Origin of the sequence: Streptomyces sp. NBC_01446, assembly GCF_026340095.1 — a bacterium.
In the GTDB taxonomy this organism is placed as follows: domain Bacteria; phylum Actinomycetota; class Actinomycetes; order Streptomycetales; family Streptomycetaceae; genus Streptomyces; species Streptomyces aureus.
Genome location: NZ_JAPEPO010000001.1, coordinates 4,094,302 through 4,107,067, shown reverse-complemented (window position 1 = coordinate 4,107,067; position 12,766 = coordinate 4,094,302). Strand labels below are relative to the sequence as shown.

Here is a 12,766-nt window from a genome sequence, read left to right as displayed (position 1 = left end):
AGGTCCAAGCCGTTCGGGACCAGGTCGGTCGGGATCAGTCGTGCGGGACCAGGCCGGTCGGGATCAGGTCTGCGCCATGTCCACGAAGCGCGAGTAGTGACCCTGGAAGGCGACCGTGATCGTCGCCGTCGGACCGTTACGGTGCTTGCCCACGATGATGTCCGCCTCGCCGGCGCGGGGAGACTCCTTCTCGTAGGCGTCCTCGCGGTGCAGCAGGATCACCATGTCCGCGTCCTGCTCGATCGAGCCGGATTCACGCAGGTCGGACACCATCGGCTTCTTGTCCGTACGCTGCTCGGGGCCACGGTTCAGCTGCGAGAGCGCGATGACCGGCACTTCCAGCTCCTTGGCGAGGAGCTTCAGGTTTCGCGACATGTCCGAGACTTCCTGCTGACGGCTCTCGGAACGCTTCGAACCGCCGGCCTGCATCAGCTGCAGATAGTCGATGATCACGAGCTTGATGTCATTGCGTTGCTTGAGGCGCCGGCACTTCGCGCGGATCTCCATCATCGACAGGTTCGGGGAGTCGTCGATGTAGAGCGGTGCCGCCGAGACCTCGGGCATCCGGCGCGCGAGCCGGGTCCAGTCCTCGTCCGTCATGGTGCCGGAGCGCATGTGGTGCAGCGCGACCCGTGCCTCCGCGGACAGCAGACGCATCGCGATCTCGTTCCGGCCCATTTCCAGGGAGAAGATGACGCTGGGCAGGTTGTGCTTGATCGAGGCGGCACGGGCGAAGTCGAGCGCCAGTGTGGACTTACCCATGGCGGGACGGGCGGCGATGACGATCATCTGGCCGGGGTGCAGGCCGTTCGTCAGGGAGTCGAAGTCCGTGAATCCGGTGGGCACACCGGTCATCTCACCGCTACGGGAGCCGATCGCCTCGATCTCGTCGAGCGCGCCCTCCATGATGTCGCCGAGCGGCAGGTAGTCCTCGCTGGTGCGCTGCTCGGTGACGGCGTAGATCTCGGCCTGCGCACTGTTCACGATCTCGTCGACGTCGCCGTCGGCCGCGTATCCCATCTGCGTGATGCGCGTGCCCGCCTCGACGAGGCGGCGCAGGACCGCACGCTCGTGGACGATCTCGGCGTAGTACTCGGCGTTCGCCGCCGTGGGAACCGTCTGGACGAGGGTGTGCAGATACGATGCGCCACCGACCTTGGTGATCTCGCCACGCTTGGTGAGCTCGGCCGCGACCGTGATCGGGTCGGCCGGCTCGCCCTTCGCGTACAGGTCGAGAACCGCGGTGAAGATCGTCTCGTGCGCGGGGCGGTAGAAGTCGTGCCCCTTGATCACCTCGACGACGTCGGCGATCGCGTCCTTCGACAGGAGCATGCCACCGAGGACCGACTGCTCGGCATCTAGGTCCTGGGGCGGCACCCGCTCGAAGGACGGAGCTCCGTCGTCCCAGCCGCCGTCACCACCGCGGTCGTGCCGCTCCTCGCGCCCCCGCCCACCGCTGCCACGCTGGCGGGAAGCAGGCAGACGGTCACTGGGACCGCTGTCGGCCCAGGGGTCGTCCAAAGGCTCGGAGATACTCACCGGGCCACCTCCTCCAGTCCGCCGTGCGGACCTCGCCGTGCCCTCTTTCTTACGGCACGACACTGACAAATATGGGGACCCGACTCCGGTTCTGAGGCGTCGGTTCATGACGTTTCCGAGGCCTGAAATCGTGGCGGGCGCCGCACCACGGTAGGCCCCTCGGCACCTTCAGCCAATCTGGTTATCCACAGGCGGTGTGGATGAAGAGCCTCTCGCTGTGGAGAACTCCGCAAAACCTGTGCACGACACGGTGGACAGCCCTGTGAACAAGCCCTCAGGAGACGCGCAGAAACGTGTCTGACCAGCGACTTTCCCGTCCACCGGCTGTGCAGAAAAAATACTTTCCCCGTCGGCTCAAGATCCCTGTAAACGGTGCGTGACACAGCGCCCGAGAGGCAGCAAAGTAAGGACTCAAAGGCGGTTGCATCTCTTACCTGTGGAAGATTACATTGGTGCTCATGACACAGGTTCCCGCGGCGTCCAAGGCCGCCCTGCGGCGGCATGACCGCGAGATCGTCGCGCTGGCCGTCCCCGCCTTCGGCGCGCTCGTCGCCGAGCCTCTTTTTGTGATGGCCGACAGCGCCATCGTCGGCCATCTGGGCACCGCCCAACTGGCCGGTCTCGCGGTCGCCTCGTCCCTCCTGATGACCGCCGTCAGCGTCTTCGTCTTCCTGGCCTACGCGACCACGGCCGCGGTGGCCCGCCGCGTCGGCGCCGGAGATCTCCAGTCCGCGATCCGTCAGGGCATGGACGGGATCTGGCTCGCGCTACTGCTCGGCGCCGCGGTCATCGCCATCGTCCTGCCCACCGCCCCCGCGCTCGTCGAGCTGTTCGGTGCCTCGCACACCGCGGCGCCCTACGCGATCACCTATCTGCGGATCTCCTCGCTCGGCATCCCCGCGATGCTCGTCGTCCTCGCCGCCACAGGAGTTCTCCGTGGTCTCCAGGACACCAAGACCCCTCTCTATGTCGCCATCGGAGGCTTCGTCGCCAACGGCGCGCTCAACGCAGGGCTCGTCTACGGCGCCGGCCTGGGCATCGCAGGGTCCGCTTGGGGCACCGTCATCGCCCAGCTCGCCATGGCCGGCGTCTATCTCGTCGTCGTCGTACGCGGGGCCCGTCGTCACGGCGCTTCCCTGCGCCCCGACGCCGCCGGAATACGAGCCTGTGCCCAGGCAGGCGCTCCGCTGCTCGTCCGCACCCTCTCGCTGCGCGCGATCCTCATGATCGCCACCGCGATCGCAGCCCGGCTCGGAGACGCGGACATCGCCGCGCACCAGATCATCATCTCCCTGTGGAGCCTGATGGCCTTCGCGCTCGACGCCATCGCCATAGCTGGCCAGGCCATCATCGGGCGCTACCTCGGAGCGGACGACGCCCAGGGCGCACGGGATGCCTGTCGCCGCATGGTGCAGTGGGGCATCGCCGCAGGGGTCGTCCTCGGACTCCTGGTGATCGTCTCGCGACCGCTCTTCATTCCACTGTTCACGAATGATCAGGCGGTGCAGAACGTGGCGCTGCCCGCTCTCCTCATGGTCGCGCTCTCCCAGCCCATCTGCGGCATCGTCTTCGTTCTCGACGGAGTCCTCATGGGTGCGGGAGACGGTCCGTATCTCGCCTGGGCAATGCTCGCGACCTTGGCGGTCTTCACGCCGGTCGCCGTGCTGGTACCGGTTTTCGGAGGTGGGCTCACCGCTCTGTGGGGCGCGATGACTTTGATGATGACCGTGCGCATGCTCACCCTGTGGCTGCGCTCGCGCTCCGGCCGCTGGATCGTCACAGGCGCCACGCGCTGACCCGGTTTCACGTGAAACGGTGACCGTGAAACGCGTTGGGCCGCACCCCGAGGGGTGCGGCCCGACGTTTGCTTCAGCTCTGCCAAGCGCAGTGCTTAGGCGGAGACGACCTCGACGCTGACCTTGGCGGCAACCTCGGGGTGCAGACGCACGGTCGCCTCGTGGGCGCCCAGCGTCTTGATCGGCGAGCCCAGCTCGACGCGGCGCTTGTCGACCTTCGGGCCACCAGCGGTCTCGATCGCCGAAGCGACGTCAGCCTGGGTGACGGAACCGAAGAGACGACCGGCGTCGCCGGAGCGGACGGCCAGGCGGACCTTGACACCCTCGAGGCGGGCCTTGATCTCGTTGGCCTGCTCGATGGTCGCGATCTCGTGGATCTTGCGGGCGCGGCGGATCTGCGCCACGTCCTGCTCGCCACCCTTGGTCCAGCGGATCGCGAAACCACGCGGGACCAGGTAGTTGCGGGCGTACCCGTCCTTGACGTCGACGACGTCGCCGGCGGTGCCGAGGCCAGAGACCTCGTGGGTCAGGATGATCTTCATTAGTCGGTCACCCTTTCCTTATCGCGCGGTGGACGTGTAGGGCAGCAGCGCCATCTCACGGCTGTTCTTCACGGCCGTGGCGACGTCACGCTGGTGCTGCGTGCAGTTGCCGGTCACGCGGCGGGCACGGATCTTGCCGCGGTCGGAAATGAACTTCCGCAGCATGTTCGTGTCCTTGTAGTCCACGTACGTGACCTTGTCCTTGCAGAAAGCGCAGACCTTCTTCTTAGGCTTGCGCACAGGCGGCTTCGCCATGGTGTTTCTCCTGTGTGATCAAGAAGTGTGGGTACGGCCCACCCCTTGGCCCTGAGGCCTAGAAGGGGGGCTCGTCCGAGTAGCCGCCGCCGGAGGAGGACCCGCCGGAGCTTCCGCCCCAGCCGCCTCCGCCGCCCTGCTGGCCGCCGCCGGCCGGCGTACCGGTCGCCCAGGGGTCGTCGGCGGGAGCACCGCCGCCGCTCTGCTGCTGACCGCCACCGGAGCTACCGCCCCAGTTGCCGCCGCCCTGCTGGCCGCCGCCACCGCCGCCGTATCCGCCCTGGCCACCGCGACCGGTGGTCTTGGTGACCTTGGCCGTGGCGTTCTTCAGGCTGGCGCCGACTTCCTCGACGTCCAGCTCGTAGACCGTGCGCTTGACGCCCTCACGGTCCTCGTAGGACCGCTGCTTCAGCCGGCCCTGCACGATGACGCGCATGCCTCGCTGGAGCGACTCCGCGACGTTCTCCGCCGCCTGACGCCAGACCGAGCAGGTCAGGAACAGGCTCTCGCCGTCCTTCCACTCGTTCGTCTGACGGTCGAAGGTGCGGGGAGTGGACGCGACACGGAACTTCGCGACCGCCGCACCGGAAGGGGTGAAGCGCAGCTCGGGGTCGTCGACAAGATTGCCGACGACCGTGATGACGGTCTCGCCTGCCATGGGGGAACCTCTCGGCGGGTTTGCTGCTGGCTGCTTGCTGCTACTCGAAACCCGAGTGCCGCTGAGCTAGGAAGCTCAGTGGGTCTCGGGACGGAGGACCTTGGTCCGGAGGACCGACTCGTTCAGGTTCATCTGGCGGTCGAGCTCCTTGACGACCGCAGGCTCGGCCTGCAGGTCGATGACCGAGTAGATGCCCTCGGGCTTCTTCTTGATCTCGTACGAGAGACGACGACGGCCCCAGGTGTCGACCTTCTCGACCTTTCCGTTGGCCTCACGGACAACAGAAAGGAAGTTCTCGATCAGCGGGGAGACAGCGCGCTCCTCGAGATCGGGGTCGAGGATGACCATCACTTCGTAGTGACGCATGTGGAACCCACCTCCTTTGGACTCAGCGGCCACGGTCGTTCCGTGGCAGGAGGGTCGTGATGCGTACGCAACGGTATCGGCGACCACTGACAATCGGGCCCCCGCTGGCGGGGATCCCTGGTCAGGGCATGAGCAGACACCGGTGCAGACGGTACAGACTACCCGCACCACGGCTTCCGGTTGAAATCCGGCCGCGAGAGGGCACAATCTGTACACATCGGGTGTGTATGGCGCTACGATGCGCCGCCTTCCGCAGGAGGTGCCACATGGCACAGGCAGTGCGACCCAACACCACGACATCTCTCCTCGCCACGGACGGGAAGCCTCATCCCCTCCAGGACTCGCTTGTCGCGGTGACGCTGATTCTCGGGGCGATCGCCATCATCTCTTCGCTCTTCAGCAGCCTCCACCTGCTCAGCTCCTGGGCAGGGCTGATCGGCGTCCTGACCGGCGCGTACGGCCAGTTCATCTCAGTGACCACGCGCGAGCGCTTCGGTCTCATCCTGGGCCTCGGCGCCTCGGCCATCGGCCTCTTCATCGGCATGGCCCACGGTGGCCTGTTCGGCGGTCTCATCGGCTGACCGCCCGCGTAGCATCCATAGGCCCATTCGGGGCGCTCCCAGGGCGCAGTAGGCTTCGGCGCGAGAGCCGGAGCCCTTGTACCCATGGGGACACACCAGCCCGAGGAGCGCCCCGAATGAGCCTGACCCTGAGGACCATCAGCCGAGAGCAGCATCTGGCATACATCCAGAGCCTGCCCTCGGCTAGCCACATGCAGGTCCCGGCATGGGCTGATGTGAAGGCGGAGTGGCGCTCCGAGAGCCTGGGATGGTTCGACGAGCGGACCGGCGAGATGGTCGGCGCGGGCCTGGTCCTGTACCGCCAGCTGCCCAAGATCAAGCGCTATCTCGCCTATCTGCCCGAGGGCCCGGTCATCAACTGGTTCGCTCCGAACCTCGACGACTGGATGCGTCCGATGCTGGCGCACCTCAAGCAGCAGGGCGCCTTCTCCGTGAAGATGGGCCCGCCGGTGATCATCCGACGCTGGGAGGCCACGTCGATCAAGAAGGGCATCCAGGACCCGGACGTCAAGCGCCTGCGCGACATCGAGGCCGACTTCATCGAGCCGCGCGCCTTCGAGGTCGCCGACAAGCTCCGCCGCATGGGCTGGCAGCAGGGTGAGGACGGCGGCGCCGGCTTCGGCGACGTCCAGCCCCGCTATGTCTTCCAGGTGCCGCTGGCCAACCGCTCCCTCGAGGACGTGCACAAGGCCTTCAACCAGCTCTGGCGCCGCAACATCAAGAAGGCCGAGAAGGCCGGCGTCGAGGTCGTCCAGGGCGGCTACCAGGACCTCGCCGAGTGGCAGCGTCTCTACGAGATCACGGCTGTGCGCGACCACTTCCGGCCCCGCCCGCTGTCGTACTTCCAGCGCATGTGGACGGCCCTCAACAGCGAGGACCCCAACCGCATGCGGCTGTACTTCGCCCGCCACGACGGGGTGAACCTGTCGGCGGCGACGATGCTCGTGGTCGGGGGGCACGTCTGGTACTCCTACGGAGCCTCCGACAACATCGGCCGTGAGGTCAGGCCCTCGAACGCGATGCAGTGGCGGATGCTCCGCGACGCCTACGCGCTCGGCGCGACGGCCTACGACCTGCGCGGCATCAGCGACTCGCTCGACGAGTCGGATCACCTCTTCGGTCTGATCCAGTTCAAGGTGGGCACCGGTGGGCAGGCTGCCGAGTACCTCGGCGAGTGGGACTTCCCGCTCAACAAGCTGCTGCACAAGGCTCTCGACATGTACATGTCGAGGCGCTGAGCCCCGCCCCGTCCGCCTGGTCCACGCGGCCCGGGCGGACCCTGCACAATTCACGTAGCTCAAAAGCTTCTTCATACCTCTGATACACCGCAGCCACGAGAAAGGTTCCGGGACCGGCCATGGCGCTCACGCTCTACGTCGACACCGCGCGCTGGCGGGCACACCACAAGCACGTGCTCGAGCAGTTTCCGGGGATCGTCCCGGTCTGCAAGGGCAACGGCTACGGCTTCGGCCACGAACGGCTCGCGGACGAGGCCACCCGCTTCGGCTCGGACGTCCTCGCCGTCGGCACGACCTACGAAGCCGCCCGGATCAAGGACTGGTTCAGCGGTGACCTGCTGGTCCTGACCCCGTTCCGGCGGGGCGAGGAGCCCGTGCCGCTGCCCGACCGTGTGATCCGCTCCGTCTCCTCCGTCGACGGCGTGCACGGCCTCGTCGGCGCCCGCGTCGTCGTCGAGGTGATGTCCTCGATGAAGCGGCACGGCGTGAGCGAGCAGGAATTGCCCCTGCTCCACTCCGCCATAGAGGACGTCCGGCTCGAGGGCTTCGCGATCCACCTGCCCCTGGACCGCACCGACGGCTCCGACGCCGTCGAGGAGGTCATCGGCTGGATGGACCGTCTGCGCGCGGCCAGGCTGCCGCTGCACACGATGTTCGTCAGCCACCTCAAGGCCCAGGAACTCGCCCGCCTTCAGCAGCAGTTCCCGCAGACCCGGTTCCGGGCGCGCATCGGTACGAGGCTCTGGCTGGGCGACCACGAGGCGACCGAGTACCGCGGCGCGATCCTGGACGTCACCCGCGTAGCCAAGGGCGACCGCTTCGGTTACCGCCAGCAGAAGGTCGCCTCGGACGGCTGGCTCGTGGTCGTCGCCGGCGGTACGTCGCACGGCGTGGGCCTGGAGGCGCCCAAGGCGCTGCACGGCGTCATGCCGCGCGCCAAGGGCGTGGCCCGCGCGGGCCTCGCGACCGTCAACCGGAACCTGTCGCCGTTCGTCTGGGGCGGCAAGCAGCGCTGGTTCGCGGAGCCCCCGCACATGCAGGTCTCGATCCTCTTCGTACCGTCCGACGCCCCTGAGCCCCGGGTGGGCGAGGAGCTGGTGGCCCATCTGCGGCACACCACCACGCAGTTCGACCGGATCCTCGACCGCTGACCGAGGCTTAGTTCACCGCGAGTCCTACGGACAGACGAAAAGGGCCGGACACCATCACGGTGTCCGGCCCTTTTCGTGCGTTCGCTCAGAGCGAACGCCCCTCGTCCTTGTCCCAGCCCCAACTCACTTGTGGCCGCTCCTCGTTGTGTACCGCGTGCCGTGGGGGATGGGCGGCGTATCCGAGCACGAACACGTCCGGCGCTCCGTCCAGGACGCCGCCCGACGGATCGTCGTCCCCGGAGCCTCTGACCACGTCCCGTTCCGGCATCAGGATGTCGCGGACGATCACGGCGCACAGATAGAGCGTGCCCAGCAGGTGGATGAGGATGACGAGGTGGTAGCCGTCCGTGGGCAGCCCCCGGTGCTTGTCACCGCTCGTGGTGTACGCGAGGTACATCCAGATCCCGAGGAAGTACGCGACCTCGCACGCCTGCCAGATCAGGAAGTCCCGCCAGCGCGGCCTGGCGAGGGCAGCGAAGGGGATCAGCCACAGGACGTACTGCGGCGAGTAGACCTTGTTGGTGAGGATGAACGCGGCGATGACCAGGAAAGCGAGCTGCGCGAGGCGAGGCCGTCGTGGCGCGGTGAGGGCGAGTGCGGTGATGCCCAGGCAGGCCAGGACCATCAGCACCATCGCGTAGGTGTTGGCGTCGTCGGGGCTGATCTGCACGTCCCACCGCTGCTGGATGATCAGCCAGATGGAACCGAAGTCGACGCCGCGCTCCTGACTGAAGCGATAGAACTTCGACCAGCCCTCGGGGGCGAGCAGCATCACCGGCAGGTTCACGACGAGCCACGCGCCCACCGAGCCGGCGAGGGCCTTCCCGAAGTCCCGCCAGCGTCCGGCGCGCCAGCAGAGCAACAACAGCGGGCCGAGCACCAGGAACGGATAGAACTTCGCGGCCGTGGCCAAGCCCAGCAGGACACCGAAGGCGACCGACCGGCCCCGCGACCACATGAGCATCGCGGCCGCCGTGAGGGCCACAGCGAGCAGGTCCCAGTTGATGGTGGAGGTCAGCGCGAACGCGGGCGCGAGGGCGACCAGGAGGCCGTCCCAGGGCCGTCGCCGGTGGGTGCGGGTCACGCAGATGGCGATCGCCACCGCGCAGATCATCAACATCCCGGCGTTGACCATCCAGTAGACCTTCTCCAGGTGCTGGATGGAGCCGCCGCCCAGGGTCAGCCAGGACGCGACCTCCATGAACACGCCGGTCAGCACCGGGTACTCGAGGTAGTCCATGTCGCCGGGCAGCTTGTCGAAGTACGGCACCAGGCCGTCGGCGAAACCCCGCCCCTGATAGAGGTGCGGGATGTCTGAGTAGCAGGCGTGCGTGTACTGCGAACTGGCGCCGAAGAACCACGCGCCGTTGTAGCAGGGGGCTTTCTGCACCATGCCCAGCGCGAACATGCCGATCATCACCAGCGCGATGACGCGTACGGGGGTCCACCAGGAACTCCCGAGCAGCGCCCATCGTCCGATCGGTCCGCCGATCAGCTCGCTCCCCGCTGCGGCGACCTCGTCCTCCTTGGTCGGCCGTACCGGGTCCGGCTGTTGCACATGCGTGCGCGTCGTCTCTGCACTGGGCATGTCGCACATCCTGCCGTACGCGCCTGAGAACGGGGCGAGGGCCGCCGCACCGATCGGTGCGGCGGCCCTCACTTGGCGCGGATCACGCGCTGTTTCACGTGGAACACGCAGCGTTTCACGTGAAACAAGCGGCGTGAGATCAACTCCGGCTAGCCCGCTGGGCCTCCGAAGATGCCTCCATTGCCATTTCCGTTGCTGCCGCCGTTGCTGCCGCCGTTGCCGCCTCCTGGCGTCGACGGCGAGCTGGTGACGCCTCCGTCGGTGCCTCCCGTGGGGGTCCCACCGGTGCCGCCGTTCGACGTTCCGCCGTTGTTGTTGCAGTTCCACGACCAACTGCTGCAGGACTCGCTGGTCGACGGCGACGGGCCGGGGGAGGACTGACTGGGCGACGGTTCCACCGTTGCCGAATCCGAGGGAGAAGGAGTCGCCGAGGGAGTGATGCTCGGGCTCGGGGTGGCGCCGACGATCGAACCGATGGGCTCGGCAGCGGGGAACGCCTTCGGTGCCACTCCCTTGAGGGCCTCCATCATGTAGTCGTGCCAGATCTCGGACGGGAACGAGGCTCCGTGGATCTTCTCCTGGTTACCCGTGCCGTACATCTCCAAGAACTCGCGCTTCTTGCTGTTCTCGTTGTCGTCCATCCGGTACATCGTGATGGCCGTCGACAGCTGCGGGGTGTACCCCACGAACCACGCGGACTTGTTGCCGTCGGTCGTACCGGTCTTGCCCGCGACCTGGCGGCCGGGCAGCTTCGCGTTGGTACCCGTTCCCTTGTCGACGACGGTCCTCAGGACGTCGGTGACGTTGTCCGCGACCGCCGGCTGGAAAGCCCTGACCGGCGCCTTCTCGTGCCGGTAGACCGTCTCACCTGCGTGGTCGACCGACGTCACCGAGAACGGATCGTTCCGCTGCCCGCTGGCCGCGAACGTGCTGTAGGCGCCGGCCATACGGATCGCGCTCGGGTCGGAGGTGCCCAGAGAGAAGGACGGGTAGTTGGCGCTGGCGAAGCTGCTGTCCTTGATACCCGCGTCGCTGGCGGCCTGCTTCACCTTGTCCAGACCCACGTCCATGCCCAGTTGGACATAGGCGGAGTTCACGGACTCCCGCATCGCCTCACGAAGGTCGATCTGGTAGGTCGGACGGTTGTAGGACTGCCCGCCGTCGTTCTTCTGGAGCCACTCCTTGCCGTCCTTGTCCGTCCAGACCTCGCCGTTGTACTTCTTGATCTTCAGCTTGTTCTGGCCGCTGTAGAGGCTCTTCGGGGAGACCTGGGTGCGCTCGTCGTCACTCTGGATCTCGCCGCCCTTGGGGTCGCGAACCCCGTCCCTCATCGCGGCGGCCAGCACGAACGGCTTGAAGGTCGAGCCCACCTGCGCACCGGTCTGGTCGGCGTTGTTCGTGTAGTGCCTTGTCGCGTCCTCACCGCCGTAGATGGCCTCGATCGCGCCGCTCGTGGGGTTCACCGAGGCGCCGCCGAACTGGACGTACTTGTCCGTCTTCGGGCGGAGCTTGGTGTTGATGTTCTCCTTGCGGACCTTCTTCACGGCCGCTTCGAGCTTGTACACCTTCTTCTTGTCGAAGGTGGTGTGGATCTCGTAGCCGCCCTTCTGCAGGTCGAGGGCGGTGATCTTGCCGTGACTGTTGTTGATGACGTAGGCCTTGGCGAGGTCCACGAGATAGCCGGTCTGGCCAGCCAGCGAGGGGTTGGACCGCGGGCTCTGCAGCCTGGGGAAGCCTTCTGCCTTGAATTTCTCCCGGTCCGTGGCGCTCAGACGCTTGTCCTTGACCTCTTCGTCGAGGATCCAGCTCCACCGCTTCTCGGCCCTGGCCTTGTTCTTCTCGGCCGTCGCCTGCACCGGATCGATCTCCGGCGCGCCGGCGGGGTCGTAGTACGTGGCGCCCTTGAGCACCGACGCGAGGAACGCGCACTGGCTCGCGTCCAGATGCGAGGCGTCGTCGTTGAAGTACGTGCGAGCCGCAGCCTGAATACCGTAGGCACCGCGCCCGTAGTACGCGGTGTTCAGGTAGCCGGCCATCACCTTCTCCTTGGACTCCGTACGGCCCACCTTTATGGAGACGAGCAGCTCCTTCACCTTGCGCGAGACTGTCTGCGACTGGTCATCGAGCATGGCGTTCTTCACGTACTGCTGGGTGATCGTCGAGCCACCCTGCGTCTCGCCGCCCTTGGCCATGTTGAGGACCGCGCGGGCGATACCCATGGGGTCGACGCCCTTGTCCGTCTCGAACGTCTTGTTCTCGGCGGACATGACGGCGTACCGCATGGCCTCGGGGATCTCTTCGTACTTGATGATCTGCCGGTTCGTCTCGCCACCGGTCGCGACCATCTGCTTGCCGTTGGCCCAGTAGTAGACGTTGTTCTGGGCCTTGGCCGTGTCCGCCATGTTCGGGATGCCCACCATGGCGTACCCGATACCGGCCGCGACCATGAGGCTCCCGCAGAAGCCGACGACCAGACCCGTCACCAGTCGCCAGGACGGCAGCCAGCGGTGCGCCCCGTACTTGTCGGAGCGCGGGTAATCGATGAACCTCTTCTTCTGCGGCGGCCGGGAGGGTCCGCGGCCTCTGCCGCGCCCGGGCCCGCCCGCCCCCTCGGGGCCTCCTCCACCGCGCCGGCCGCCGCCTCCGCGGCCACCGCCGCCGTCGGGAGCCTTCCTGCGGCTCCCTCCGGCGCTGCGCTGCGCGGCTCGGCGCGCTTCCGCCCGGCCTCCGTAAGGGCGGTCGTCGCCCGTCGAGCCGGACGATCCTGTGGACCCCGGCGTTCCATATGCATCAGAAGGTGATCCGGTGGCGTCACGCGGTGCCGCGCGACGGCCCGGCGATGCGCCGGACGTGCCACGACGGGCCGCGGCACGTCCGCCGCCCTGTGGCTGCGGCGGTTTGCGACGGTGCTCGCTCATCGAACGACTACTCCTCGGGCAGGCGCTGACATGCGCGCCTGGAAACGGCGGCTGGTTTCCGGTCCCCCCGAAATACGGATGCGCCCCTTCTGGCACTCACCCGCAATGCACCGGGGACAACGACGCCCACAGGC

11 protein-coding genes are annotated in these 12,766 nt (G+C 67.1%); 4 read left to right on the top strand and 7 right to left on the bottom strand.

The genetic code is table 11. The features are described from left to right. Positions 1–63 precede the first annotated feature (63 nt). Positions 64–1,539, bottom strand: coding sequence for a replicative DNA helicase (dnaB, locus tag OG456_RS18395; protein ID WP_266562342.1), 1,476 nt, complete (start codon positions 1,537–1,539; stop codon positions 64–66). A 458-nt stretch (positions 1,540–1,997) separates the two neighbouring features. Between dnaB and OG456_RS18390 the strand changes: the two genes are divergently transcribed. Next, the gene (locus OG456_RS18390) at positions 1,998–3,335 is read left to right on the top strand and encodes an MATE family efflux transporter (protein ID WP_266562340.1); all 1,338 of its coding nucleotides are present in this window, start codon (positions 1,998–2,000) and stop codon (positions 3,333–3,335) included. Positions 3,336–3,430: 95 nt separating this feature from the next. On the opposite strand, the gene rplI is transcribed toward OG456_RS18390, so the two are convergent. From rplI to rpsF, 4 genes are all read right to left on the bottom strand, one after another. Next, complete coding sequence (gene rplI / locus OG456_RS18385; RefSeq protein WP_116512098.1) at positions 3,431–3,877, bottom strand: 50S ribosomal protein L9; 447 nt, start codon at positions 3,875–3,877, stop codon at positions 3,431–3,433. Between the two features lie 18 nt (positions 3,878–3,895). After that, on the bottom strand, positions 3,896–4,132 hold the full coding sequence (gene rpsR, locus OG456_RS18380; protein WP_003949403.1) for a 30S ribosomal protein S18: 237 nt from the start codon (positions 4,130–4,132) through the stop codon (positions 3,896–3,898). Between the two features lie 58 nt (positions 4,133–4,190). After that, entirely contained in the window at positions 4,191–4,790 is a 600-nt protein-coding gene (locus OG456_RS18375) for a single-stranded DNA-binding protein (protein ID WP_266562337.1), read from the bottom strand. Between the two features lie 75 nt (positions 4,791–4,865). Further along, positions 4,866–5,156 (bottom strand): 30S ribosomal protein S6, encoded by a 291-nt coding sequence (rpsF, locus tag OG456_RS18370; protein WP_052578287.1) that lies wholly within the window; start codon positions 5,154–5,156, stop codon positions 4,866–4,868. A gap of 266 nt (positions 5,157–5,422) precedes the next feature. Between rpsF and OG456_RS18365 the strand changes: the two genes are divergently transcribed. The 3 genes from OG456_RS18365 to OG456_RS18355 all read left to right on the top strand — a co-directional run bounded on the left by OG456_RS18365 (position 5,423) and on the right by OG456_RS18355 (position 8,126). Continuing rightward, entirely contained in the window at positions 5,423–5,737 is a 315-nt protein-coding gene (locus OG456_RS18365) for a hypothetical protein (RefSeq protein ID WP_266562333.1), read from the top strand. 116 nt (positions 5,738–5,853) lie between these two features. Then, positions 5,854–6,975 carry a peptidoglycan bridge formation glycyltransferase FemX gene (gene femX, locus OG456_RS18360; RefSeq protein ID WP_266562331.1) on the top strand — a complete coding sequence of 374 codons (1,122 nt, stop codon included), beginning with the start codon at positions 5,854–5,856 and terminating at the stop codon, positions 6,973–6,975. Between the two features lie 119 nt (positions 6,976–7,094). Further along, positions 7,095–8,126 carry an alanine racemase gene (locus OG456_RS18355; RefSeq protein WP_266562329.1) on the top strand — a complete coding sequence of 344 codons (1,032 nt, stop codon included), beginning with the start codon at positions 7,095–7,097 and terminating at the stop codon, positions 8,124–8,126. A gap of 85 nt (positions 8,127–8,211) precedes the next feature. Here the strand turns inward: OG456_RS18355 and OG456_RS18350 are convergent, their stop codons facing one another. Both OG456_RS18350 and OG456_RS18345 read right to left on the bottom strand, forming a co-directional pair. Beyond that, on the bottom strand, positions 8,212–9,714 hold the full coding sequence (locus OG456_RS18350; RefSeq protein ID WP_266562327.1) for a glycosyltransferase family 87 protein: 1,503 nt from the start codon (positions 9,712–9,714) through the stop codon (positions 8,212–8,214). 149 nt (positions 9,715–9,863) lie between these two features. Next, the gene (locus OG456_RS18345; RefSeq protein WP_266562325.1) at positions 9,864–12,632 is read right to left on the bottom strand and encodes a transglycosylase domain-containing protein; all 2,769 of its coding nucleotides are present in this window, start codon (positions 12,630–12,632) and stop codon (positions 9,864–9,866) included. Positions 12,633–12,766 lie beyond the last annotated feature (134 nt).

Excerpts from the sequence above, each read along its gene's own strand:
- OG456_RS18375 (WP_266562337.1), bottom strand. The coding sequence starts at position 4,790 with ATGGCAGGCGAGACCGTCATCACGGTCGTCGGCAATCTTGTCGACGAC.
- OG456_RS18355 (WP_266562329.1), top strand. The coding sequence starts at position 7,095 with ATGGCGCTCACGCTCTACGTCGACACCGCGCGCTGGCGGGCACACCAC.
- rplI (WP_116512098.1), bottom strand. The coding sequence starts at position 3,877 with ATGAAGATCATCCTGACCCACGAGGTCTCTGGCCTCGGCACCGCCGGC.
- rpsF (WP_052578287.1), bottom strand. The coding sequence starts at position 5,156 with ATGCGTCACTACGAAGTGATGGTCATCCTCGACCCCGATCTCGAGGAG.
- rpsR (WP_003949403.1), bottom strand. The coding sequence starts at position 4,132 with ATGGCGAAGCCGCCTGTGCGCAAGCCTAAGAAGAAGGTCTGCGCTTTC.
- OG456_RS18350 (WP_266562327.1), bottom strand. The coding sequence starts at position 9,714 with ATGCCCAGTGCAGAGACGACGCGCACGCATGTGCAACAGCCGGACCCG.
- OG456_RS18345 (WP_266562325.1), bottom strand. The coding sequence starts at position 12,632 with ATGAGCGAGCACCGTCGCAAACCGCCGCAGCCACAGGGCGGCGGACGT.
- OG456_RS18365 (WP_266562333.1), top strand. The coding sequence starts at position 5,423 with ATGGCACAGGCAGTGCGACCCAACACCACGACATCTCTCCTCGCCACG.
- femX (WP_266562331.1), top strand. The coding sequence starts at position 5,854 with ATGAGCCTGACCCTGAGGACCATCAGCCGAGAGCAGCATCTGGCATAC.
- OG456_RS18390 (WP_266562340.1), top strand. The coding sequence starts at position 1,998 with ATGACACAGGTTCCCGCGGCGTCCAAGGCCGCCCTGCGGCGGCATGAC.